The sequence below is a fragment of the bacterium genome, assembly GCA_016703265.1.
In the GTDB taxonomy this organism is placed as follows: domain Bacteria; phylum Krumholzibacteriota; class Krumholzibacteriia; order LZORAL124-64-63; family LZORAL124-64-63; genus CAINDZ01.
Map to the genome: position 1 here is coordinate 65,753 of JADJCK010000005.1, position 24,304 is coordinate 90,056.

General features: G+C 69.6%; 22 protein-coding genes. 14 read left to right on the forward strand and 8 right to left on the reverse strand.

Annotated features, from left to right (window positions below; translation table 11 throughout):
• Positions 1-108 precede the first annotated feature (108 nt).
• The 5 genes from IPG61_10035 to IPG61_10055 all read right to left on the reverse strand — a co-directional run bounded on the left by IPG61_10035 (position 109) and on the right by IPG61_10055 (position 4,609).
• On the reverse strand, positions 109-2,421 hold the full coding sequence (locus IPG61_10035; protein MBK6734412.1) for a VCBS repeat-containing protein: 2,313 nt from the start codon (positions 2,419-2,421) through the stop codon (positions 109-111).
• Positions 2,422-2,577: 156 nt separating this feature from the next.
• Entirely contained in the window at positions 2,578-2,718 is a 141-nt protein-coding gene (locus tag IPG61_10040) for a hypothetical protein (GenBank protein MBK6734413.1), read from the reverse strand.
• A gap of 145 nt (positions 2,719-2,863) precedes the next feature.
• A complete protein-coding gene (locus IPG61_10045; GenBank protein ID MBK6734414.1) occupies positions 2,864-3,142 on the reverse strand; it encodes a PqqD family protein in 279 nt (92 codons plus the stop codon).
• A gap of 9 nt (positions 3,143-3,151) precedes the next feature.
• On the reverse strand, positions 3,152-4,114 hold the full coding sequence (locus IPG61_10050) for a hypothetical protein (GenBank protein ID MBK6734415.1): 963 nt from the start codon (positions 4,112-4,114) through the stop codon (positions 3,152-3,154).
• 15 nt (positions 4,115-4,129) lie between these two features.
• A complete protein-coding gene (locus IPG61_10055) occupies positions 4,130-4,609 on the reverse strand; it encodes a S24/S26 family peptidase (GenBank protein MBK6734416.1) in 480 nt (159 codons plus the stop codon).
• A gap of 167 nt (positions 4,610-4,776) precedes the next feature.
• Here IPG61_10055 and IPG61_10060 point away from each other — a divergent pair, with 167 nt between their 5' ends.
• From IPG61_10060 to IPG61_10110, 11 genes are all read left to right on the forward strand, one after another.
• Complete coding sequence (locus tag IPG61_10060; GenBank protein ID MBK6734417.1) at positions 4,777-5,949, forward strand: nucleotidyltransferase family protein; 1,173 nt, start codon at positions 4,777-4,779, stop codon at positions 5,947-5,949.
• Positions 5,950-6,057: 108 nt separating this feature from the next.
• Positions 6,058-6,429, forward strand: a complete 372-nt coding sequence (locus IPG61_10065; protein MBK6734418.1) for a transcriptional regulator — start codon at positions 6,058-6,060, stop codon at positions 6,427-6,429.
• A gap of 44 nt (positions 6,430-6,473) precedes the next feature.
• Complete coding sequence (deoC, locus tag IPG61_10070; protein ID MBK6734419.1) at positions 6,474-7,811, forward strand: deoxyribose-phosphate aldolase; 1,338 nt, start codon at positions 6,474-6,476, stop codon at positions 7,809-7,811.
• A 10-nt stretch (positions 7,812-7,821) separates the two neighbouring features.
• Complete coding sequence (locus tag IPG61_10075; protein MBK6734420.1) at positions 7,822-8,445, forward strand: hypothetical protein; 624 nt, start codon at positions 7,822-7,824, stop codon at positions 8,443-8,445.
• A gap of 32 nt (positions 8,446-8,477) precedes the next feature.
• On the forward strand, positions 8,478-8,774 hold the full coding sequence (locus tag IPG61_10080; protein ID MBK6734421.1) for a BMC domain-containing protein: 297 nt from the start codon (positions 8,478-8,480) through the stop codon (positions 8,772-8,774).
• Positions 8,775-8,780: 6 nt separating this feature from the next.
• The gene (locus tag IPG61_10085; protein MBK6734422.1) at positions 8,781-9,077 is read left to right on the forward strand and encodes a EutN/CcmL family microcompartment protein; all 297 of its coding nucleotides are present in this window, start codon (positions 8,781-8,783) and stop codon (positions 9,075-9,077) included.
• The gene (locus IPG61_10090; GenBank protein ID MBK6734423.1) at positions 9,077-10,573 is read left to right on the forward strand and encodes an aldehyde dehydrogenase EutE; all 1,497 of its coding nucleotides are present in this window, start codon (positions 9,077-9,079) and stop codon (positions 10,571-10,573) included. Before IPG61_10085 ends, IPG61_10090 begins: the two co-directional genes overlap by 1 nt.
• 13 nt (positions 10,574-10,586) lie before the next feature.
• The gene (locus IPG61_10095; protein MBK6734424.1) at positions 10,587-11,204 is read left to right on the forward strand and encodes a BMC domain-containing protein; all 618 of its coding nucleotides are present in this window, start codon (positions 10,587-10,589) and stop codon (positions 11,202-11,204) included.
• Positions 11,205-11,207: 3 nt separating this feature from the next.
• Positions 11,208-11,600 carry a hypothetical protein gene (locus IPG61_10100; protein MBK6734425.1) on the forward strand — a complete coding sequence of 131 codons (393 nt, stop codon included), beginning with the start codon at positions 11,208-11,210 and terminating at the stop codon, positions 11,598-11,600.
• The gene (locus IPG61_10105) at positions 11,597-11,860 is read left to right on the forward strand and encodes a EutN/CcmL family microcompartment protein (protein MBK6734426.1); all 264 of its coding nucleotides are present in this window, start codon (positions 11,597-11,599) and stop codon (positions 11,858-11,860) included. Before IPG61_10100 ends, IPG61_10105 begins: the two co-directional genes overlap by 4 nt.
• Positions 11,861-12,106: 246 nt before the next feature.
• Complete coding sequence (locus IPG61_10110; GenBank protein ID MBK6734427.1) at positions 12,107-12,619, forward strand: mismatch-specific DNA-glycosylase; 513 nt, start codon at positions 12,107-12,109, stop codon at positions 12,617-12,619.
• Between the two features lie 7 nt (positions 12,620-12,626).
• On the opposite strand, the gene IPG61_10115 is transcribed toward IPG61_10110, so the two are convergent.
• A complete protein-coding gene (locus tag IPG61_10115; protein ID MBK6734428.1) occupies positions 12,627-15,866 on the reverse strand; it encodes a T9SS type A sorting domain-containing protein in 3,240 nt (1,079 codons plus the stop codon).
• A gap of 169 nt (positions 15,867-16,035) precedes the next feature.
• Complete coding sequence (locus tag IPG61_10120; GenBank protein ID MBK6734429.1) at positions 16,036-17,439, reverse strand: amino acid permease; 1,404 nt, start codon at positions 17,437-17,439, stop codon at positions 16,036-16,038.
• Positions 17,440-17,593: 154 nt separating this feature from the next.
• Between IPG61_10120 and IPG61_10125 the strand changes: the two genes are divergently transcribed.
• Positions 17,594-18,277, forward strand: coding sequence for a hypothetical protein (locus IPG61_10125; GenBank protein MBK6734430.1), 684 nt, complete (start codon positions 17,594-17,596; stop codon positions 18,275-18,277).
• A gap of 155 nt (positions 18,278-18,432) precedes the next feature.
• Here the strand turns inward: IPG61_10125 and IPG61_10130 are convergent, their stop codons facing one another.
• The gene (locus tag IPG61_10130; protein MBK6734431.1) at positions 18,433-19,221 is read right to left on the reverse strand and encodes a TIGR00266 family protein; all 789 of its coding nucleotides are present in this window, start codon (positions 19,219-19,221) and stop codon (positions 18,433-18,435) included.
• Between the two features lie 177 nt (positions 19,222-19,398).
• Between IPG61_10130 and IPG61_10135 the strand changes: the two genes are divergently transcribed.
• Positions 19,399-21,147, forward strand: a complete 1,749-nt coding sequence (locus tag IPG61_10135) for an Ig-like domain-containing protein (protein MBK6734432.1) — start codon at positions 19,399-19,401, stop codon at positions 21,145-21,147.
• A gap of 177 nt (positions 21,148-21,324) precedes the next feature.
• Complete coding sequence (locus tag IPG61_10140) at positions 21,325-24,300, forward strand: response regulator (protein MBK6734433.1); 2,976 nt, start codon at positions 21,325-21,327, stop codon at positions 24,298-24,300.
• The last annotated feature ends 4 nt before the right edge of the window (positions 24,301-24,304 follow it).

The window sequence follows — 24,304 nt, forward strand, 5'->3', positions numbered from 1 at the left end:
AGTGGGGCAGACCCGAGGGCCCGTGGGGGAAAGAACGGCGGGCTGTCTTCGCGCTTGGGGCGCGAAGGACAGCCCGCCGTTTTCTTTCTGCCGTCGTGCTGGCAGCGCCTACTTGACCAGGGTCATACGGCCCGAACGGTCGAAGCCGTCCGCCGCACGCAAACGGTACAGGTACGTGCCCGAGGCCACCGGGCGGCCATCGTTGCCGGTGCCGTCCCAGTGCGCTGTTTGCGGACCGGCCGGCAATGAGCCGTCGAGCAGCGTGCGCACGAGGCGGCCATCGACGGTGTAGACCGCCAGCGTTGCGCGCTGCGGGCTCGACATCGTGAAGGCGATGGTCGTCGACGGGTTGAACGGGTTCGGGCGCGCCGCACCCAGCACCGTGGCCACGGCGGGCACCACCGGTTCGACAGCGCTGACCACCGGCACCTGGCCCTCGGTCACCTTCAGGGTGATGTCGGCCGGCTTCGGCGTGATCACCTGGTGCAGGCCACTCGGCCAGTAGATGTCGACCTGGTCGACCGTCGTGGCTGCGCCCAGTCCGAAATGCTGTTCCAGCGAGGCGGGCGAGCCGCTGCCCGTGGTCACCAGGCGCGACTGGCTGGTGCCGCCGGAGGTGAGCACCACGCGCGCGCCGACAGCGGCGCGGTTGGGTGCGCTGCCGTTCAGCTGCACCTTGAACCAGCGGTTGCCGGCGCCGAGGCCGTTCTTCATCACCACGTTGGGCAGGCCCACGCGCGGCACGAAGATGTCCACGCGCCCGTCGCCGTCGAGGTCGCCGGCGGCTGTGCCATAGCTGCCGGCTTCGGACTCGACCACGCCGGGCATGACCCGGGTGAACGCGCCGTTGCCGTCACCGAGCAGGATCAGGTCGGGCTGGCCGTTGCGCGCCACGTACAGGTCCAGGTGCGTGTCGTTGTCGAGGTCGGCCCAGGTGGCGCCCCGCGCCGGGCCGGTGTCGCCCAGGTTGGCGCCGCTGACCAGTTCGTAGTGGAACGGCGTCGAGGCGCGGAAGAGCTTGTCGGCGCCGCCGTCGCTGGCCAGGTAGAGGTCGAAGTCGCCGTCGTTGTCGAAATCGCCCCAGGCGGCAGCCGTTTCGTTGCCCGAATCGGACAGGCCGCTGCCCGGCGTGGCGTCGTTGAAGCCGATGGTCAGGTTCTGGAACATCTGGTTGGCGCCGTAGCGCTTGATCACGAACGGATCGAGCCGGCCGTCGAGATCGCCGTCGGTCCAGGCCACGGTGCCGCAGTTGCCGGACGCGGACAGGTTGCCGGTCTGCCCGGTGAACAACCAGGCGCCGCCGCCGATGTCGCCGAAGTTGAGCAGCAGCAGGTTCGTCGTCGACACCGTGTTGTTCTGGAACAGGTAGATGTCCAGCTTCCCGTCGAGGTTGAAGTCGACGAAGTTGGCACCTTCGGCCGGTCCCACGTTGGCGGCGCCGTAGGCCGTCATGGCGGTGAAGGCGCCCGTGCCGTCGCCGCGCAGCAGCAGGTTGGCCTGGTTCGCGCGCGTCACGTAGGCGTCCAGGTGGCCGTCGCCCGTCAGGTCGGCCCAGGCCGCGCCCGTGCCCGCGCCCGCGTCGGCGATGGCGCCGGCGGCAATGTCGGTGAAGCCCAGCGCGCCGTCGTTGCGCAGCAGCAGGTCGACCTCGTTGTTGCGCACCACATGGATGTCCAGGTCGCCGTCCTCGTCCACGTCGACCAGCGTGCCCGCGCGGCTCTGGCCCGCGGTGCCGATGGCGCCGGCGGTCACGGCTGCGAACGGGCCGTCGGTGTACGTGCCCTCGAAGGTGATCGCGCCACCCACGGCAACGGTCTGCACCTGCGGGCCGGCCGGACCGGTCCAGTAGGGCGAGGCGGCCCAGGTGACCGTGTACTGGCCGGCGTCGAAGAGGTTGAACGACGCGTCGCCGCTGCCGCTGATGTCGCCGTAGGGGCCGCTCAGTACCCAGCCCGACTGCAGGCCATCGGGCTCGCAGTCCAGCGTCACGTTGGCTTCGTAGGCGGGCACGGCCCGTGCCGCCTGCAGCACCACGCGCGTGGTGGAGTTCTGCACCATCATGATGACGTTCAGCAGGCTGCGGTCCCAGGCCGGGTCGAGCGTGAACGTGCGCTCCACATGCTGCGACTGGCCGATGGCCGTGGGCGTGAACGTCTCGGAGGCGAGCGTCGCCACGACGAAGTTCGGGTGGTAGTGGAAGTCGTCGAGGCAGACCAGGAAGTGTACCGAGTTGCTGCCGGTCACCGCGGCGGTGAGGTCGGTGTCGAGCACCACCGTGACTTCGTCGCCCCGGATTTTGTAGGTGGCGTTCATCGTCACCGGGCTGCTCGTGCCCAGCTTCGAGGCCACGGTCGGCTGGTAGGTGGGGAACATGGAACCGGACGCCTGGCCGCCGACGTAGCTCGCGGTGCCGTCGAACATCACCGACGGGGTGCCGCTGAAGCCGTAGGTGCTGAAGCGCGTATCGCCGAACGATGTGCGCCAGGGGCTGGTCAGGTAGTAGGTGACGCCAAGGAACCTGTCGCCGTACGTGGTGTGCAGAGTCTCGAATCCCGCGACCGCGGAAGGGCAGTAGGGTCAGCCATCGGCCGACCAGAGCTCCCCGATGACGGTGCGGTCGGCGGCGTACACGAAATTGGTGGTAGCCAGGCACAGCAGCATGGCCAGGGTCGCGAGCAGGCCGGCGATCCTCGCGCGGCGATCAGCGTGAGCCTTCATGGGTCGCGTCTCCTGTCGGAATCCGTTACAAGGCACAGGGAGGCAGTCTGTCTTTGATTATAGCGGATCAGCGCGCAGGATTCATGTCGAAAATGCACATTCAATAACAATCGATCAGGGCGGCTGGACCGCGGCCGGCGGCCGATCAGGCCTGCCGCACCAGGTCCGCCTCGACGAGCTGCTCCAGGAACGCCTGCACATCGCCGGCCGCCTGGCCCGGCTCCACCTCGTACTCGGCGACCAGCGCCTCGACCACCTGGGCCAGCGTGCGGCACCCGTCGCACTGGCGCCAGATGAAGGCGCCGACCTCGTCCAGCGAATGGGTGGCCGTGCCGGCGGGAGCCATGATGACCAGGCCGGTGCCCACCTCGCGCACGGGGCAGTTCTCGTTCGGGACGAGGATGGCGGAAAGGGCGATCGTCATCGCGGCACCTCAGGGAGTCGGGTCCGTGGGCAAGGTCGGGTTCAAAGACAAGGTCGGGTCCAGGGGCAAACCAGCCAACCCGAACCGGGCGGCCAGCAGGGGCCAGAACCCGGAATCGGGAGTAAACCGCATCACCTTGAGCGTTGTCTCGGCGGCCACCGCGCCGGCCGCATCGATCATCTCCGGCAGCGTCTGCGGCCCGGGCACCTGGTCCAGGCCCACGAAGGGGACGATCTCCCCGCCCAGAATCGTCACCGCTTCGGCCGCCAGCACCTCGGCCAGTTCATGGGTGGAACCGTGCTCGAGCAGCAACACGGCCCGCAGCGGCGCCCGCCCGGGCTTCCGCGCACGGAATAGGCCGTTGAACGGCGTGCCGATGAGGTCCCAGCCGCCGCCGGCGCGCGGCGCCAGCAGGTTCATCTCGTCGCCCAGCACATGCAGGTGCGAGCTCAGCTTCGCCACCGTCGACTTGCCTGCCTCCGAGGGTCCCACGAACAAAAAGCCCTGCCCGTCGGCGATGACTGCCGAGGAATGCACGAGCCATGCCGTTTGTTCCAGGCGCCGGCGGGCCGACGCATGGGCCTGATACAGCAACTGTTCGAAGATGCGCGTGTAGCGACCGTCGAGCAGCGCCGCCTTCACGTGCACGGCGCCGCGACCGTCGCCCGCGTTATACCAGCCGGTGATGAGCCCGTTGGCGATGTCGAAGCCGGTGCCTTCCGCACCGGGCATATCGGCAGCGGGCAGCAGGCGCTTGGTGGTCAACAGGGACCGGGGAAACGAAGGGCTGTCGTCGTGCGCGACCAGCGTCAGCTCCAGCGACACCGGCGCCGGCACCGACGGGTCGGCCGACGGCACGCCGAACCACGTCGCCAGCCCTTCGGCCAGGCCGGGCTGCGGGCAGCGCAGCGCGATGGCGCTGCCGCCGACGTCGAGGCGGAATTCGGGCACCGTGCGTTCGTCAGCAGTCATGCGGTCGCATCACTTTCAGTTCGCGTCCTCGTCGCCGGCCACGCCGAGCAGCGCCCCGCGCCAATGCCGCAGCAGGTTGCGCCACGCGCGCCGCCGCGAACCGGGGTCCGGCAGCGCGCTGCCATCGACGTCGATGGCGCCGACCACGCGGCCCACGATCTCCGCGGCCGGGCGCCAGGCGGCGCGGCGGTTCGCATCGCCCATCTCCAGTACGCGCGCGCCCATGCGCAGCAGTACGCGGTGCGCCACCAGGCGTCCGTCATGTGCCAGCACGGCCACCTGCCCGCTGGCCGCCGCTCCGCCGCCGGCCAGCGGCTCGATCACCAGCGTGCAGCCTCGCGGCAGGATCGGGTGCATGCTGCCGCTGAGCATGGGCAGGCGCACGTTGCCGCCAGCCGCCTGGGCCTGGCCGGTCAGTGCCAGCCAAGCGTCGAACTGCGCGGCCAGCGCGTCGGGGCCTTCTTTATCGACGTTGTTCGCGGATCCGGTGTCCATGGCCCTGTGCTTGCAAACTTCGGGACCTGTGAGTGTGTCCCGGCCCCCGGGGCGCCGGCGGGCGAACGCGTAATCCCCCTTCGCGCGCGCCGATGTTATCATAACCGGCGGCGAAGACATCCTCTTTGACGTCGGGTGGGGAAGCAGGGGAAGTCGAGGTCGTTCCGATGTCGCGCACGCCGGTCCAGCAGTACCTGATCAACCTGACCACGGCCTGGGCAAAAGGTGCCACCTTGCCGGTGACGCCGCCGCCCGGCCTGGACGCTGACGCCCTGCGTGCGGCACTGCTGGCCCACAATGTCGAGGTGCCGCTCGGGGCGCTGCTGCCCGCGGAACTGCGCGACGAGGCGTTCGACGCCCAGGTCGCCGCGGCGCGCCTGCGTTCGGCCGACCTGCTGCTCGAGTGCGAACGCATCCTGCCGCTGGTCAGCCGCCACGCCGAACGGCCGGTGCTGCTGAAGGGCGCCGCCCTGGCCCTGCGCGACTACCCCGACCCGGCGCACCGCTGGTTCCTGGACCTGGACCTGCTGGTGCCGCGCCCGGCGGTGGGCCCGGTCTGCCGCGAACTGGAGCAGGCCGGTTACCGTCCCCTGGCCGGGGGCCGCGACCAGCGCTTCTACGAGAAGTACCACCTGCACCGCATCCTGCTGGGCCCGGCCGGCGCCTGCGTGGAGGTGCACTGGGACCTGACCCTGCCCGGGTCGGTCTACCACCTGTCGTCTTCGGGGGTCACCGCCCGCGCCCGCCCTGACCGACTGGGGCGCCTGCCCCTGTGGCGCCCGACCCCGGTCGACCAGATCCTGCACGGCACCTACCAGAACATCGCCGACGGCTACCTCGACCTGCGGCGGGTGCTGGACCTGGCCCTGCTGGCGCCGCGCCTGAGCCGGGCCGAAACCGCCATGCTGGTGGACCTGGCGCACCGTTCGGGCCTCTCCCGCGGCCTGGCCCTGTCACTTCATCTCATGAAGTATGTGGCGGGGGTCGACGTGGATTGGGCGGACACCCTGGATCGCGAAGTGGGCGCCACCGGCTGGCGGGTGGTGGGGGGCCTGGACCTGGTCGGGGGCTGCCTGGACCGCCGGGCCCGGTCCGTCGAGGGCTACACCGCCCTGCTGCACCTGCTGACCACCCCGCGCGGCGGGCAACGCCTGCGCGAGACCATGCGCCTGCTTTGGGTGGGCGAGGAGCGCCTGCTGGACATGGGGCACCGCGCCGGCTCGCTGCCCGGGCTGTGGGGGCGCACCCGCGTGGGATTGCACCAGGTGCTCGTATTGGCGCGCATGGGGGCCATGGCGGCCCGGGCGCTGCTGGCGCCGCAGCGGGTGGCTTTGCGTTAGGTATTTCGCATAGGCTTCATCGCATGAAGTAAAAATGCAGTGATGTGCATTTAATGCTTGATTTATGTTCCAATCTGACGAACACTTCACGACATGAAGGCAAGCGACGTGGACGATCATCTGGGCATCCCGGCCCGGCTGGCCATCGTGGCCACGCTGGCGCTGGGCCAACGGCTGACGTTCACCGGCCTGCGCGAGCAGACCGGGCTGGCCGACGGCAACCTCCATGTCCAGACCCGGCGGCTGCTGGGCGCGGGCTACCTGGTGGGCGAACGCGTCCGGCAGGGGGGGCGGTCGGTGACCCGGTTCGAGCTGACGGAGCGCGGCCGGCTGGCCTTCCTCGAATTGATCCGGCGCCTGCGCGAGGCCGCTGAAGGACCGTTCGGCTCCGGCCGGGCGGGGACGGCGGTGGGGGCCGGATCAGGGGGTGCGGCGACAGGGACGTCGCCGCGCCCCCGTGAACGTTCGCGGGTCTGGTAGGGCGGCGGCGGGCCACCGTGCCTGCGCCATGAAGAAGGTTGCGCATGAAGATCGCCATCGGGGCCGACCATGGCGGGTACGAGCTGAAGCAGAAGCTGGTCGAGCACCTGCGCGGCAAGGGGCACGACGTGCGCGACGTGGGCACCGACTCGACCACGGCGGTCGACTACCCGGTGTTCGCGCGGCGCGTGGCCGAGGCCGTGGCCGGCGGCCAGGCCGAGCGCGGCATCATGATCGACGGGGCCGGCATCGGCTCGTCGATGGTGGCGAACAAGGTGCCGGGCGTGCGCGCCGCGATGGCCTACGACGTGAGCAGCGCGCGCAACGGCCGCGAACACAACGACGCCAACCTGCTGACGCTCGGCGCCGGCCTGATCGGGGCGGCGCTGGCCGCGCAGATCGTCGACGTCTTCCTGACCACCGATTGCACCGAGGCCCGGCACCAGCGCCGGGTGGCGATGATCAACGACACGGCTTCGGCGGCGGCGGCCGGCGGCGCCTCGCTGTCGGGGCTTTCCGATACGGACATGGCGCGCGTGCTGCAGAAGCTGGAGTCGCTGGTGGGCGGTTCGGCTGCCGGCGGTCCGCTGAACCACGGCGGCTACCACGGGGGGCCCTGCGTGGGCACCTGCCCGGACACGGCGCGGAAGTTCATCGAACTGGGGGCGCGCCGCTTCACGGCCGGGCCCGACAGTCCCGGCCGCATCCCCGACGAACTGGCCCGCTACATCGACCACACCATCCTGAAGCCCGACGCCACGGTGCAGATGATCGACAAGGTCATCGCCGAGGCGCGCGAGTTCAGCTTCCGCTCCGTCTGCGTGAACCCCTGCTGGGTCAAGCGCGTGGCCGACGGCCTGCGCGGCACGCGGGTGCTCACGTGCTCGGTGGTCGGGTTCCCGCTGGGCACCAACACGCCCGACATCAAGGGCATGGAGACGCGCAAGGCGATCCGCGACGGCGCGAAGGAAATCGACATGGTCATCAACGTCGGTCGCCTGAAGGCCGGCGACGACGAGTACGTGCTGAAGGACATCCTGGCGGTGACCGAGGCCTGCCGCGACGGCGCGGCGGTCAGCAAGGTGATCCTGGAGACCGCGCTGCTGACCAACGAGGAGAAGGTGCGCGCCTGCGAGCTGTCGAAGAAGGCGCGCGCGAATTTCGTGAAGACCTCGACCGGTTTCGCCTCGGGCGGCGCCACGGCCGAGGACGTGGCGCTGATGGCGTCGGTCGTGCGCGGGGCGGGCATGGAGGTCAAGGCCTCGGGCGGTATCCGCTCGTTCGACGACGCGCGCCGCATGATCGAGGCGGGGGCCACGCGGCTGGGCGCCAGTGCCAGCATCGCCATCGTGCAGGAAGCGCAGAAGACGGCGAAGAACTGAGGAGAACGAGATGGTCGATTTGAGGGCCTATTGCGTGATCGACAGCCTGCAGCCGCAGTTCGCCTCGTTCCAGGCGACGGTGGCGCAGGGCTTCCTGCCCAAGGTGGGGCAGGCCAGCCTGTTCGTCGAGATCGCGCCGGGCATCGAGATCAACCGCGTGACCGACATCGCGCTGAAGTCGACGAGCGTGACGCCGGGCATGCAGATCGTCGAGCGCAACTTCGGCATGCTCGAGGTGCACTCCGACAGCCAGGCCGACGTGCGGCAGGCCGGTGCGGCCATCCTCGCGGCGCTGGAGCTGACGGAGGACCAGCGGCTGAAGCCGCGCATCATCTCCGACCAGGTGGTGCGTCACCTTGACGATCACCAGTGCATGCTCATCAACCGCATGCGGCACGGCAACCTGATCCTGTCGGGCCAGACCCTGTTCGTGCTCGAGTGCGAACCGGCGGCCTACGCGGCGCTGGCGGCGAACGAGGCGGAGAAGGCCGCGAACATCAACATCCTGGAGGTGCGCGCGTTCGGCGCCTTCGGTCGCGTGTACATCGGTGGGGAAGAGAAGGATATCGAGGTGGCCAGGCCGGCGGCGGTCGCGGCCCTGGAATCGTTGACGGGACGGACGGCCAGCCGGTAGCCCACGGGCATCGGCAATGAGGAGGAACGGCAATGGCAGACGCTCTGGGAATGATCGAGTGCAGGAGCTTCGCGGCGACGGTCGAGGCGGCCGACGCGATGGTCAAGGCCGCCCGCGTGGAGCTGGTCGGCTACGAGAAGACCGGTGGCGGCTACACCACGGCCATCGTGCGCGGCGACGTGGCGGCCGTGAAGGCGGCCTGCGACGCGGGGCAGAACGCAGCCACGCGCGTGGGTGAAGTGGTGGCGGTGCACATCATCGCGCGGCCGCACGCGAACGTCGACGCGGTCATCCCCCTGGGTCGCACCGGCAACCAAAGCGACGGGTAGGCCCCGATGAACCTCGCGAAGGTCCTCGGCCGCGTGGTGGCCACGCGCAAGGAAGCGAGCCTGGACGGGCTCACGCTGCTGATCCTCGGTGTGGCCGGACCCGACGGCAAGCTCTCGGGCGGCAGCGTGGTGGCGGTCGACGCCGTGGGTGCGGGTGAGGGCGAATACGTGCTCTACGCCTCGGGCTCGTCGGCACGCCAGACCGCGGTCACCGACAAGCGCCCGGTCGACGCCGTGGTGATGGCCATCGTCGACAGCTGGGACATCGAGGGTGACGAGAAGTACCGGAAGGGCGACGGCTGATGACGCGGCTGACGGACCAGCAGGTCGAGTTGCTTGCCCGCGAGCTGGCGGGACGACTGGGGAGAGGGACCTCGCCCGTGTCACCCGCCGGCTCGCCTTTCAGCGGCGGTGGGGGCGGTTACGACCCGGCTCCGCTGCCCGTGCACCCGGTCACGTCGCTGCCCGTGGGCGGCGACGGCGTCTTCGAGACGCTGGACCTGTGCGTGGCCGCGGCGCGGCGGGCGTTCAACGAGCTGCAGGGCATGACCCTGGGCAAGCGCGAGGAGATCATCGCCGCCTTCCGCGCGGCGATGCGGCAGCAGGGGGCGGACCTGGCGCGGCAGGCCTGGCAGGAAACGGGCCTCGGGCGCTGCGAAGACAAGGTCATCAAGAACCGGCTGGTCACGGACAAGACACCGGGCACGGAAGCCCTGAAGCCGGACGCCACTTCGGGAGATCACGGACTGACGCTCACGGAGTGGGCCCCCTTCGGCGTGATCGGCGCCATCACGCCGACCACCAATCCCACGTCGACCATCATCTGCAACACCATCGGCATGGTCGCGGCGGGCAATGCGGTGGTGTTCAACGCGCATCCCTCGGCGCGGCGCTGCTCGCTGGCCACGGTGCGGGCGCTGAACGCCGCGGCGGTGGCCGTCGGCGGGCCGCCCAACCTGGTGACGGCGGTGGGGCTGCCCACCATCGAGACGGCCACGGCGCTGATGCACCACAAGGGCATCAATTTGCTGGTAGTGACCGGCGGCCCGGGCGTGGTGAAGGCGGCCATGCAGTCGGGCAAGCGCGCCGTGTGCGCGGGGCCGGGCAACCCGCCGGCGGTGGTGGACGAGACGGCTGACCTCGGGAAGGCCGGGCGCGACATCGTCACCGGCGCGGGGTTCGACAACAACGTCATCTGCGTGGACGAGAAGCAGTGCTTCGTGACGGCGCCTGCCGGCGAAAAGCTGCTGGAGGCCATGCGCGCGGCCGGCGCCTACATCGCCTCGCAGACCGAGATGCGGCGGCTGGAGAAGCACATCTTCAGCGAGATCCGCGGGCCGCGCACGCACGGCACCATCAACAAGGACTTCGTGGGCAAGAACCCAGAGGTGATCCTGGCCACCATCGGCGTGAAGGTGGGGCCCGAGGTGCGGCTGGTGGTGGCCGATGTGCAGGAGGACCACCCGCTGGTGTGGAGCGAACAGTTGATGCCGGTGCTGCCGGTGGTGCGCGTGGCCGACGTGCGGCGCGCCATCGACCTGGCCAAGGAGAGCGAGCACGGGTTCGGCCACTCGGCCAGCATGCACTCGCGCGACATCGATGCTTTGAGCCGCATGGCGCGCGTGATCAACACCAGCATCTTCGTCAAGAACGCGCCTATCGTCGCCGGCCTCGGCGCCGGGGGCGAGGGCTTCACCAGCTTCACCATCGCCAGTCCCACCGGCGAGGGGCTGACGACCGCGCGCAGTTTCTCGCGCCAGCGGCGGTGCGTGATGGTCGACCACTTCCGGATCGTCTAGGTCCAAGGAGCCCATGCAGCAGGCCCTGGCATTGCTCGAATTCAGCGGCGCGGCGGCCGGGATCCTGGCCGTCGATCGCCTGCTGAAGATGTCGCCGGTGGCGCTGCTGCGCTGCGGCACCGTGCATCCGGGGCGCTACCTGGCGCTGGTCGGGGGTTCGGTGGCGGCTGTGCAGGAAGCCCACGCGGTGGCGCGCGCCGTGGGCTGCGAACTGGGCGCGCTGCTCGACGAGGTCTGCCTGGCCGACCCGCACGAGCAACTGGCGGCCGCCGTCGGCGGCGCGCGGCGCGACTGCGCGGGCGAAGCGCTGTGCGTGATCGAGGTGGGCACCTCACCCGGGCTGCTGCGCGCGCTGGACGTCGTGCTCAAGGCCGTGCCGGTGGAACTGGTCGAGGCGCGCCTGGCCGACGACCTGGGCGGCCGCGCCCTGGCCGTGCTGGGCGGCCGCCTGCACGACGTACAGGAAGCACTGGAGATGGCGCGCGCCACCCGCGGCGCCGCCGTCGAATGGTTGGGCGGAACGCTGCTGCCGCGCCTGGACGACACGTTGCGCGACGTGTTGAACGACGGCACGGCGTTCGGCGCCTGCCGGACCTTCGAGCCGGCAGGCGCCGAGAAAGTCGAGGGCTAGGCCGTGTTCCTGGGCCGTGTCATCGGACGCCTGGTCGCCGCGGTCGTGACGCCGGGCATGGAGGGCATTCCCCTGCTGTGGGTGCAGCCGCTCGACAAGCACTCGCGGCCGTCGGGCGCCGCGTTCGTCTGCGCCGACGGCACGCGCATGGCCGGGCCGGGGGAACTGGTCTACTGGGAGGCTTCGCGTGAGGCGGCTCTCACGTTGGAGCCTTCGTTCGTGCCGGTGGACCACGCGGTGGTGGGGCTGGTCAACGACGTGCAGCTTGATGAGGAGCCGGCCGACAGGTGGCCTGCCGCATCCGCCGCTGAGCGCGCCGCCACGCCTGCAGCATTGCGGGCTTCCGCACCCGCAGCCGCACCCGCCTCCGCGCCGCGCCGCCGGAGGAAGCCATGATCCTCGCGCGCGTGGCCGGCCGCGTCACCTCGACCATCCACCACCCTTCGATGGACGGCCGCACGCTGCTGGTGCTCGACAAGCTGGGGCCCGACGGGGCGTTCGCCGGCGGCTATCTCATCGCCGTCGATTCGGCCGGTGCCGGGCCGGGCCAGGTCGTGCTCGTGCTCGACGAGGGCAACGGGGCGCGGCAGATCCTTGGCGGCGTGGACCTGCCGATCCGCTCGGTGGTGGTGGGGATCGTCGACGATATCGGGTGAGGGGCGGAGTTGCGCCGGCGCAAGTGGGGTGGGCGGGCGGCCTCTCTCCACACCGTTGCGATTTTCGCGATGGTTGATCTATCAACGAATTTGGGGCGGGCAATCGCGCCATTGCCGGGGTCTGGGACTGTTGACAGGTCAACCATCGGCGGGGAACACCAGTGTGAACAGGCCGTCGATGCCCGATGCAGTTAGCGCCTGGCGCGCGCCCACCCGCCTGGCGGCAGTCTCCCGGAACGGCGAATCATGCACCACGACGACATCCTTGAAGACGTCCTGGCCCCAGGCCTGCGCCTGGTCATCTGCGGCATGGCTCCCGGGGCCGCTTCGGCAGCCGCCGGTGCCTACTACGCCGGGCCCGGCAACCGCTTCTGGCCGACGCTGCACGAAACGGGTCTCACGCCACGGCGCCTGCAGCCGCACGAGTTTCGCCAATTGTTGGAATTCGGCATCGGGCTGACCGATGTGGCCAAGGACCAGTCGGGTGCCGATGCCGATCTGGACCTCAGTCGCATCGACCCCGAGCGGTTGCGCGCCAAGCTCCTGCGCTTCGAGCCGGCGATCGTTGCCTTCAACGGCAAGGGCGCGGCGAAGGCGTTCCTGGGCGCGCGGCGGCTCGAGACGGGGCTGCAGCGCGAAACCGTGGGCAGGTCGCGACTGTTCGTTGCGCCCTCGACCAGCGGGCTGGCCGTGCGCTATTGGCGGTTCGACGTCTGGCAGGAGCTGGCGCGCCTGGTTCAGGCCGGGTCGCGCGCCTGAACGAAGCCTACCGCAGCAACGTCATCTTCCGCGTGAGTTCATGCCCCTCGGCGCGCAGGCGGCAGAAGTAGGTGCCGGAGGCCGCGGCAGCGCCGTGGTCGTCGTCGCCCTGCCAGGTGGCGTCGTGCGTGCCTGCCGCGAGCGTGCCCGACAACAGGTGCCGCACCAGTCGCCCTTCCAGGTCATACACGCACAGCTCGACCGGGCCGGGCGCCGCCAGCGTGAAGCGGATGGTGGTGCGCGGGTTGAACGGGTTGGGGCGGTTCTGCGCGAGCGCGGTGGCGGCCGGCGGCAGCGGCGAAGCCGAGAGCCCCTCGGGCCGGTTGACGAGCGACGTGAAGAGCACGGCGCGCCCGGCCTGCAGCGGGGCAGCGCCCGGCGCGGCCAGGTTCCAGTAGGAGTAGAGCACGCCGTCATTGCGTTCGTGGTTCTGGATGCCGGCGGTGGCGTAGCCGTTCAGCGCGTCGACCTGGTTGACGGTGTGGTACTGCAGGAGGATGTCGCCGTCGCCGGTCTCGCCGGCGCGCCAGGCCGGGTCGTAGAGCACGGCCTGGAACGTCTCGGGCGTGATGACGGGCAGTTCGGTATACGCGTTGCGCAGGCGGCTCCATTCCACCACGAAGCGGTGGTTCGGGGCGTCGTACCAGGTGAAGACGCCGCCCTCGCCGGGCGTCAGTTGCAGTTCGTCCCAGAACACGGCGACCATGTCGTCGGCGGCGCCGGGCGTGGGCACCTTCCAGTTGCGGTAATAGACCACGGGCGTGGCGCCGAACGAGAGCCAGCCGTTGGAGCATACGCTGATCTTCGTGAAATCGCGTCCGTAGTAACGGAACGCGAACGGCAGGTCGATGACCGCCAGGTCGTCGGCGTACAACGCGGTGTCGGCCAGGGCCAGGGCCGTGCCGGCGCCGCCGAGGGCGGGGTCGATCTCGATCCAGTTGTAGGTCGGGGCCAGCGGATAGCCGGTGTCGAGGTTGTCGAAGGCGTAGTAGCCGCGCGCATCGGGCCCTGTCGGGTCGGTGGGCGCGGCGGCGCCGCAGGTGACGGGCACCTCGAGCACGGAGGTGCCGCCCTCGGCGAACGTCACGTCGAGTTCGAGCACGGCCAGGTGGCCGGCCGGGCAACCGGGGGCCACCGCCAGCGCGAAGGCGCCGGCGCCGGTCGTGGTGGCGGCGCCTGACGCGGCGCCGGGGAACGAGGCCTGCGCGTCGGTGATCGAGACCCAGCGGTCGCTGCTGCGCAGCGAGGCGGCCAGGCCCAGCGAGGCGCGGTCGCCGTAGTTGGTGAGGGAGAGGCCGAGTGTGGCGGCTGTGCCCGGCGCGGCGGTGCCGCCGACGTCCACGGCAGCCAGTGCAACGGCCGGTCCGGAGACCGGCAGCTCGACGACGCCGGCAAACGAGCCCGACCAGCTGCTGATGTCCATCGTGAACCGCTCCACCGTGCCGGCGGTCGCCGAGGCATCCACCTTCACGACGAAACGCGACGTGCCATCGACGGTCTGGCCGGCGCCGATCGTCGGGTAGAAGGCGCTCGCAACGAACATGAGCACGCCCGCCTCATCGCTGCGGCGCAGGATGCCACGCACGCCCTGGACCGCTGTCGTGCCGTCGTTACGCAGGGGAATCGTCAACTCGACCGTCTCGCCCGGTTCGGCCGTGCCGTCACCGTCGCCGAGGCTCTGGCCGAGGTTGTCGTCGTCGACAACCGCCGCCAGCGGCCGCAGCGCCGCCGCCTGTGCGCCCACGCTCACGTTGCCCAGCCAGGGCCGCAGGTTCGGGCCCGTGACGGTCAGCTGCAGCGTGCCGGCAGCGAGACCGGCCAGCGGCAGCACGACACGACCATCGTCACCCGTCACGCCGACGGCCAGCGGGTCGCCGGTCGCGCGCGCGGCGACCACGGCTCCAGCCACCGGGACGCCGCCCGACATCACGCTGACGGACAGCGCATCGGCGGCGGGATCGAGTGCCGTTGGCGCCGTCACCGTCAACTGGCGGGGAACCGCGGTCCACAGCGCGGTGGCCGGGTCGCCCATCAGGTTGTTCCACACCGACCAGATCGCGACGGCATCGGGCTCGTCGGCCTGGTAGTTGGCGTACATGTGCAGCTTGCCGCGCGAAAGCGCCGGGCCCAGCCGCGGGTCGCCCGACATCAGCACGTGGTCGATGATGCCCTGGAACATGCTGTCGTTGTAGCGCGTGTTCGTGCCGGTGGTCGCGGTGCCGATGCTGGCGATGCCGCCGCCGTTCGCGGCGCGCAGGAAGGCCTCGCTGCGGCAGGTGGGATCGGTCCAGAAGCTGCCGGTGTCGCAGGTCAGCGTGACCACGAACGGCAGCTTGCGCTGGTTGCTGAGCAGGGCGATGTGCCCGGTGGACAGGCCGCTCATCTGCCAGTGGCCGCGATAGGTGTACAGCGACTTGCCGGCGTTGAGCGACGCCATCTGCTGCACCAGGTAGTTGCCGTCGAAGATGGTGTCGATGGCCGTATAGTTGAGCTCGAGCAGGTGCTGTTTTACCCAGCGGCTGGAATAGATGGTACTCCAACCGGACTCCGACACGTCGGCCACCAGGCCCGCCCGCGTGAACCAGGTGGTGTCGTCGGTCAGCCAGGGATCGCTTTCGTAGGCGACGATCTTGTTCACCACCGTAACCAGCTGCGCCGTGCTCGTCACCGACAGGCGGCCCAGGTGCACATCGCCCAGCACGTCGTCGCCGTCGAGCTGCGTGTAGAAATGGTCGCCCTCGCCGAACAGCCCCGAGAGATCCTCGCGCCAGGTGTCGACGGCGACGGCGCCGTCGGCATCGCCCACCAGGCAGACCATCTCCAGCGGCACCTCGAGCGTGTCGTACAGCTGCTGCAGCCAGGCCTTGATCGCGATGCCGTCGTTGCCGCCGACCTGGTCGGTGGTGGCGGCGATCACGTGGTAGCCCTGCCGCCGGCGCCATTCGATGAGCGGCGCCAGCGCGGCCTCGATCGCGGCCCCGGGGGGGCTCAGGCACACCCAGGTGCCGAGCGGTACGGTGGCGGTCGCCGACTTGTCGGTGCCCGGAAACTCGGTGGTCAGGAGCGTGGCGATGGAGGCGGGAACGGGCTGCTGGCAGGGTGCACCGGACCCGGCGGCGACAGCGCCCGCGGGAGTCAGGCGATGGCCATGAAGGCTCGCCGCCGGCGTCGTGGCGGCCGCAGTCGCCAGAGACGAGCCGGCGCACACGGCGAGAACGGCCGCCAGGATTGCGTGGCATTTCGACATGGAACCGCCTGCCGGAAAGGACTCGCCGCGTTCCCCCGAACGCAGGGAAATCTTGATCTATTATAGCTGAATTTGTCGAGCGGACGCCAGTAAGAATTTGGTAAAGATACAATCCGAAACATCTTACGGCGATCAGGTGCCGGCTGGCTGCCGGTAACCTGTTGAAAGATCAAATCATTGCCCGCCCCCGGCCCCACCGGTACCAGACCAGCCCCGACGCCGTCAGGGCGATCCCCAACAGCGACGGCAGGGGCGCCGTCACCAGCGTGACGATCATGAACGCCACCTGGATGACCAGCACCACGACCAGCGTCACCGGCCAGCCGGGCACGCGGAAGGGCCGCGCCAGGTGCGGCAGCTTGCGGCGCAGCACCCAGACGGCGACGAAGGTCGAGAGGTTGAAGATCGCCGACGTGAAGGCGAAGAAGTCGATGACCGTCTCGTAGGCGCGGCCGGCCAGCCCGGCGGCCACCAGCAGCACCGTGGCCCACAGGGCCTGTCCGATGAGCGCGCCGATCGGGGTATGTCGCGTGCCGTCGACGACGCCGAGCCGCTGCGGGAACAATCCGTCGCGCGCCATCGCGTGCCACGTGCGGGCCTTGACCATCACCTGGGCATTGATGTTGCCGGCCGTGCTCAGCACCACCGCCAGCGCGATGAGCACCGCGCCGCCGCTGCCCAGCGCCGCGCGCATCGCATCGGCCGCGACCTGCTTCGAACCGGCCATGCCCGCCGGCCCGAGCTGCTTGAGGTAGGCCAGGTTCACCAGCAGGTAGATGCCGAGCACCACGCCGATGCCCCACAGGATGCTGCGCGGCAGGTTCTTCTCGGGATCGCGCACTTCCTCCGCCACATAGGTGGCGCCTTCCCAGCCGCTGAAGGCGAAGAAGGCGTAGCGCATCGCGGCGCCCACGGCGAGCACCGTGGCCCATATGCCCATGGCGGGAGCGGTGGCGGCTGCGGTTGCTGTCGATGCTGCCGCCGCCGCGCCGCCGTCAGTGAGCCCTGCACCGCGCGCCAGCGCCAGGCCCGCGCCGGCCACCGCCACCAGGCCGCCCAGCTTGAGCACGGTCAGCACGTTTTGCACGCGCCCGCCGGCCTGCACGCCGCGCGCATTCACCCAGGTGAACAGCCAGACGCCGGCCACCGCGAGCGAGGTCTCCAGCCCGCGCGGCCACTTGCTGCCGCCGGATGCACTCCAGAGCACCGCCGTGTACTGCGCGAACACGAGCGCTACCGCCGCGATCGACGCGGTCTCCGAGACGAAGAACATCGCCCAGCCGCGCAGGAAGGCCCACCACGGCGGATAGGCCTCCTTCAGGTAGGCGTAGGGGCCACCCGACTTCGGCAGCATCGCCACCAGTTCGGCATAGCACAGCGCGCTGAGCATGGTCATGGCGCCGGCCAGCAGCCAGACGGCGAAGAAGGGGCCGGGGCTCAGCACCAGCGCCATGATGGGGCCGGGCGTGCGGAAGATGCCCGAGCCGATGATGCGGCCGACGACCAGGGACAGGGCTTCGCGCGGGCCGAGGGCGCGCGTGAGGGTCGTCGCGGGCGGGATGGGAGCGTTCAAGGTGCACCGGGCGGGTCGAAGTCCAGTTGTCCTGCCGGGGACCGCGCCGGCCGAGGCGACATACCATACCACGGTGCCCGCGCCGCGTGCTACCATTGTGCCCGGGACCCCTGGGTCTCCAGACCCTGCGCAACCCCGATCGGGAGAGAGCGCCATGATCAGCCGCCTTGCCTGCCTGTTCCTTGCGACCGTGATCGTCGCCTTCTGCGCCGCCGCCGCCGGGCCGGCCCGCGCCCAGGACTATTCGTTTCTGGACGACACCGAGTACCTGGCGAGGGGCGAGGGCCTCCGCGTCTACTTTGACGCGACCGTCGAAGTGGCGTTCGGGGGCATCATCTCGAGTCCGATGTACCAGGCCGTGTCGACGAACACCACGCCCAGCGTCTGGCTCGTGCTCGTCCTCCCGGGCGCCGCGACGATGAACGGCTGGCAGGCGCAGTTCCGCATCACGGGCGAGGGATCGGTCACGTCGGCGACCGTGCTGGGCGACGGCGCCGGCAATGCGGGCTCCGGCGACGACTACCTGGTGACCTACGCCACGCCGCGGCCGACAACCGACGTGCATGTGCCGCTGCTGCGCCTGGACCTGCTCGTGCAGGCGGGCGGCACCGGCGGCTTCCCGTTCGGCGAGATGTTCATGTACACGGCGCCGGCGGCCGGCGGCCAGGCGATGCCCGGCTGGACCACGGGCTCGGGCGCCTTCCGGCCCACACACTCGCTGACCAGCGCGTACCACGGCTGGACGTACCCGTGCATGACGCTCAACAGCTTCTTCGGCGTCACGGCGGTGGAACCGCAGACCTGGGGCGGGGTGAAGGCGCTGTTCCGGTCCCGCTGACGGCGAGTGCCGGTGCGCTCAGGGGCGCACCTGACGCTTGTGAAGCAGGTGCGGGAGCAGGTTTGAGGTTGTCCAATAAAGGGCCCATCCGAACGGCCCTTTATTGGACATTGTCGTTTCGACCTCAAGAGTGGATCGCACTCGAGGCCTGAGTTCTAGTCCCCGTCCAGGATCCGCCCCAGCCCGCCCAGCACCGAGCCCTCGCCCTGCGAGCGGCCGCCCATCCGCGGCGACGAGGCGATGATGCGGTCGGCCAGGCGCGAGAACGGCAGCGACTGCAGGTAGACCGTGCCGTGCCCGCGCAGCGTGACCAGGAACAGGCCCTCGCCGCCGAAGATCATGCTCTTCAGGTTGCCGGCGCGCTCGATGTCGTAGTCGATGCCCTCGGTAAAGCCGACCAGGCAGCCGGTGTCCACGCGCAACGTCTGGCCACGCAGTTCCTTCTTCACCACGGTGCCGCCGGCGTGGGCGAAGGCCATGCCGTCGCCCTCGAGCTTCTGCAGGATGAAGCCCTCGCCGCCGAAGAAGCCGGTGCCCAGGCGCCGCTGCAGCGTGATCGTGATGCTCGTGCCCAGGGCCGCGCACAGGAACGCGTCCTTCTGGCAGATGAAGCGGCCGCCGAGCTCGGCCATGTTCAGGGGGATGATCTTGCCGGGGTAGGGGGCGGCGAACGCCACGCGCGCCTTGCCCGTGCCCTGATTCGAGAAGTGCGTCAGGAAGATGGACTCGCCGGTGAGCACGCGCTTGCCGACGTTGAGCAGCGCGTCGAAGATCCCGCCCTTGGCCTGGGAACCGTCGCCCATGCGGGTTTCGAACGTGATGCCGTCCTCCATGTAGTTCATGGCACCGGCTTCGGCGACAACGACCTCGCGGGGATCGAGTTCAACCTCGACGATCTGCATGTCGTCGCCCAGGATCTGATAATCCAATTCGTGGCAGCGCATCGGAAAGCCTCCTCAGGCGGTTCACGGGGGTTGGACCGGTCGGCGAATACCCGGACCAAAGTAGTATTGTTCAGTCAAGATTGCACTTGGGTGCGGCGGTGCCGGGCCGATAATCGATTCTAGTGTTTCATTTCCGGCGCCGCAAGGGGCCGCCATTTCCTGAAGGAGCAAGAGGCCATGACGTCACGCAAGAACCTGTTTCTGATCGCGTGGCTGGCCGTCATCGCGCTGGCGCTCGGCGCCTGCAGCGACAGCAGCACGACACCCGAAGACAATGACACCGACACGACGGCGCCACTGGTGCAGAGCACCATCCCGAGTTCCAGCCAGGTCGGGGTTGCGACCAACGCGCTCATCACGGTCACCTTCAACGAGGCGATGAACCAGGCCAGCGCCACCGGTCAGGTCACGTTGTCTTCGGGCGGCGCACCGACCATCACCTGGGTCAGCGATCGTGTGTTCACCGTCAGCCACGCCACGGCGTGGGCCGAGGGTGTGCAGGTGACCGCCACGCTCGGGACCGGGCTGACCGACGTGGCCGGCAATGCGCTGGCCGCCGCGCACCAGTTCTCGTTCTTCACCGAGACGTCGCAGCTGCTGGTGGTCGCTGCGGAGCCGGTGAACGGCGCCACCGGCGTCAATCGCAGCGCCAGCCTGCGCGTGCAGTTCTCGTTGCCGGTCGACGAGGCGTCGTTGGCGGCCGGTATCGTCATCTCCGACAATCTGGCCAAGACGACGTACCCGTTCACCGTCAGCTACGGCAACAACAACTGGTACACCATCGATCCCACCGGCAACCTGCCGGCCGGAACACTGATCACGGTGCAGGTGGCGGGCACGGTCCACGTGCTGCAGTCGCCGCTCAACACGCTGGGTACGGCGCACCAGTTCTCGTTTACCACGGGCGTGGACGTGGACACGACGCCGCCCACGATCGTCTCGTTCAGTCCGGCCACGGGATCCACGAGCCTTTCACCCGACATCGGCAGCTTCGTGATCACGTTCAGCGAGCCGATCGACCTCAACACGCTGGAACCCGTGTCCTGGAACATGGAGTTCGCGGCGTATCTCATGGGCGGCACGGAGCCGGCCTGGAGCGAGGGCAACACGGTCCTGACCGTGGCGCTGCCGACGCTGCCGGCAGGCCTGGAGATGGCGATCGTGTTCAGCGGGTTCGCCGACCTCAGCGGCAACGTGCAGAGCAGCTTTACCACATGGGAAGGCCGTGTTGCGGGCAACCCCGTCATCTACCCGATGACCGACGGTCTCCGGCAGGATTGGGCGGTCAGCTGGTCGCGTGGCCCCGACGGCAGCACCACGCCGACGGAGTCGGGCGGCAGTACCGTGTATCGCCAGGTCGAGGTCCAGGGCAACGGTGACGTGCACGTGGTCGACTACGACAACGACACGTACACGACGCCGCGCCGCTGGGACATGTACGACCGCCTGGCGTCGTCCATCGAGTGGCTGGGCTTCGGCGACAGCGGCGGTGAAGGCGGTACCCCGAACGAGATCCTCTTCAGCGCGTCGCTGAAGTTCCTGCCGCTGCCGATGGTGGCCGGGACCTGGAACGACAACGCCACCGTCACCGTGCCCGGCGAAGGCACCTACACGGCGACGTTCAGTGGGCAGGTGATCGGACGCGAGGACCTGGACCTGCCCATCGGCAAGTCCGCCGTCGACAAGTCCGCAGCGCGCGTGCTGCGCCCCATCTACTACAAGGGTGCCTGGAAGGTGGCACGCTCCATGGAAGTGCACCTGGACGGCGTCTGGTTCATCACCATGGCCGACACCACCTGGTATTCCCCGACGCTGGGTCCCGTGCGCGAGATCACGCGCGAGGACAGCGCCGCCCGGGGCGACGAGCCGGCCAGCTGGTACCGGACCGAGGGCTGGTCGATGCTGGGGATCAGCAACGGAAAGTAACAGCTTTGGAGACAACAGGTTGTCCGGGCAGGCGGGAGGCCGGGTCTCCCGTCTGCCCTTTTACGGGATGGCCTGGATTCGTATACGGGAAATCCCTAAAAGACACGGGGTCAGGCGCCGATAACGTCTTGTGATATTCAAAGCCGGGTCCCAACCACAAGGCCGTGCCGTTTCACCATGAAGCTGCGCCTGAAATCGAAATGGCTGGCCCTGCTGCTGAGTGTGGCGGCGCTCGGCTTCCTGGGCTCGGTCACGGCCGAACAGCGCGCGCGGCAACTCGACATCGAGATGCGCGACGACCTGCTGCGGCAGATGAACGGCCTGTCCCGCGCGATCAGCCCCGAACTGTCGGCACAACTCGCGTTCACGGCCGACGACGTACGCACTCCCGCCTACCAGCAGTTGCGCGACCAGCTCACGGCCTACGGCAGCGTGATCCCCAACCGCGGCATCTACACCATAGCGCGACGCGGTGACCAGTACCGGTTCGGGCCCGAGAACTACCCCGCGATGGATCCGCTGGCGAGTGCCCCGGGCAGTGTCTACGAAGAGGCGCCTGCCGAGCTGGAGAACGTGTTCCAGACGCGCACCGCGCAGACGATCGGTCCCTACACCGATGAGTTCGGGACGTTCGTCTCGGCGCTGGCCCCGGTACTGGACCCGCACACGGGCGACGTCGTAATGGTGGTGGCGCTGGACATGCTGGCCGACTCGTGGGCCGAAACCATCAAGCGCGCGCGTCACGGGCCGTGGCTGGCCGTGGGCATCACCGCGCTGCTGGCGGCGCTGGGAACGGTCTTGATCGATCGACGGGAGCGGCGTGCCTGTGCCGGCTCGCCGTGGTGCCAGCATCTGGATGCCTGTGTGGTGGGCATCCTGGCCCTGACCTTGACCACCGAAGCTGCGCTGTGGATGCGGGAACTGGAGGGCCGCGAGCGCCGCGAGGCCTTCGCGCGTGCGGCCGACGCCCAGGCCGCGAACGTCCGCCGCACGCTGCACACGCTCCACCGCGACCAGGTGCTGCTGGCCAAGTTCTTCGAGAGCAGCAGCGTCGTGGACGGGCAGGAGTTCGCCCACTTCTCCGCGCCGCTGACGCGGTTCTCGCCGTCACGCGCCACGTACTGGGTGCCGCTGGTGGACGCCGGGGATGGCCCTGTCGTTGTCCCGGGAACCGACGCCCGCAGCCCGATCGCAATCTGGGAACGCGACGAAAATGGCCAGCCGCGCACCGTGACGGAGCGGCCGTGGTACTGTCCCGTGAAGTTCCACGACGGCCACGACGGCCAGAATGCCGCGATCGGCTTCGACCTGGCCTCCGACGAGGTCATCCGCTCCGCGCTGCAGAAGATCCGGCGTACCGGACTCCCCACCGCCAGCGACCTGGTGCCGGCGGCGGTCGATCCCAACGGGTCGAAAGTCGTGAACACGTTCATGCCGGTGACCAAGCCGGGGCCCGGCGGCGAAGCGCTGGTGCAGGGCTACGTGGTCAACGTCCTGCAACTGCAGGATTTCCTCGACAACTCGCTGGTCGGCGGCCTGGCCCGGCAGGACGAGTTGCGTGTGGAGCTGCTGGACCTGGACGGACGGGACCCGCGCCGACCGCTGGCCGTTTCACCGCGGTACGCCGAAGAGGCGCCGCTGTCACCCGCACAGGTCGTCCCGACGCCCACGGTCTGCGAGCATCCGGCCGGGCTGCATGCCGTCCAGCCGGTCTTCGCCTATGATCGCGCCTACGCCGTGCACGTCGCCCCAACGCCGGCGTTCATGGCGCGGCACACGCAGCGGCAGGCGATGATCGTGGCCGTGGGGGGCGGCGCGCTCAGCGTGCTGCTCGTGATGTTCGTGGCCTTCCTGCGGGGCCGGCAGGTGGAGACGGAACGGCAGGTGCGGCAGCGCACGGCCGACCTTCTCGAGAGCAACCGCCAACTCGAGCAGACCACGGTCCATGCCCGCGAACTGGCCGTGCGTGCCGAGCAGGCCAGCACCGCCAAGAGCGAATTCCTGGCCAACATGTCGCACGAGATCCGCACGCCCATGAACGGCGTGATCGGCATGACCAGCCTGCTGCTCGATACCGAGCTGACGGTCGAGCAGCGACAGTACCTCGACATCTGCCGCACCAGCGGCGAGTCGCTGCTGAACCTGATCAACGACATCCTCGACTTCTCGAAGATCGAGGCCGGCAAGCTGAGCCTGGAGAGCACCGTCTACGACCCGCGCGCCCTGGTGGAGGAGACGGTCGCGATGCTGCGGATGCGGGCGGCCACGTCGGGCCTGGTCTTCCTGTCCGAGATCGACCCTTCGGTGCCGGCGCGCGTGCTGGGCGACCCGCACCGGCTGCGCCAGGTCATCAACAACCTGGCGGGCAACGCCATCAAGTTCACGCAACGGGGCGCGGTCAGCCTGACCGTGCGCGCCGAGGCCCCCGGCACCGGGGAAGTCGACTTGTGCTTCGAGGTGCGCGATACCGGCATCGGCATCGCGGCCGAGACGCTGCAGAAGCTGTTCCGGCCGTTCATCCAGGCGGACGGCGCCACGAACCGCAAGTACGGCGGCACCGGGCTGGGACTGGTCATCTCGCGGCAGTTGGTGACGTTGATGGGCGGCCAGGTCGATGTGACGAGCGAGCCCGGCCGCGGCTCGACGTTCTCGTTCACCGTGCGGTGCGGCGCGGTTGCGGCCAACGTCGTGAGCGAGACGGGGCAGGCAGCGCACGGCGACGCGCCGGAGCCCGAGGCCATGGCCGGCCGTGTGCTGCTGGTGGAGGACAACCCCACCAACCAGCTGGTCGCCACGAAGATGCTGCAGAAGCTGGGCCTGACGGTCGACGTGGCCGACGACGGCGCCGCTGCCGTGCGGAAACTCTCGCTGCACGCCTACGAACTGGTGCTGATGGACTGCCAGATGCCCGGCATGGACGGGTTCGAGGCCACGGGGCGCATCCGCGGGGGCGAGGCGGGGCACGACCGGGCCAGCGTGGCCATCGTCGCCATGACCGCCAATGCGCTGGTGGGGGATCGCGAGCGGTGCCTGGATGCGGGCATGGACGACTACCTCGCCAAGCCCGTCAAGCGCAGTGATCTCGAGCGGAAGGTGCGGCACTGGCTGCGGCGGGCGCACCTGGATCAGGTTGCGCCCGCCGTCCGCAGCTGATCCG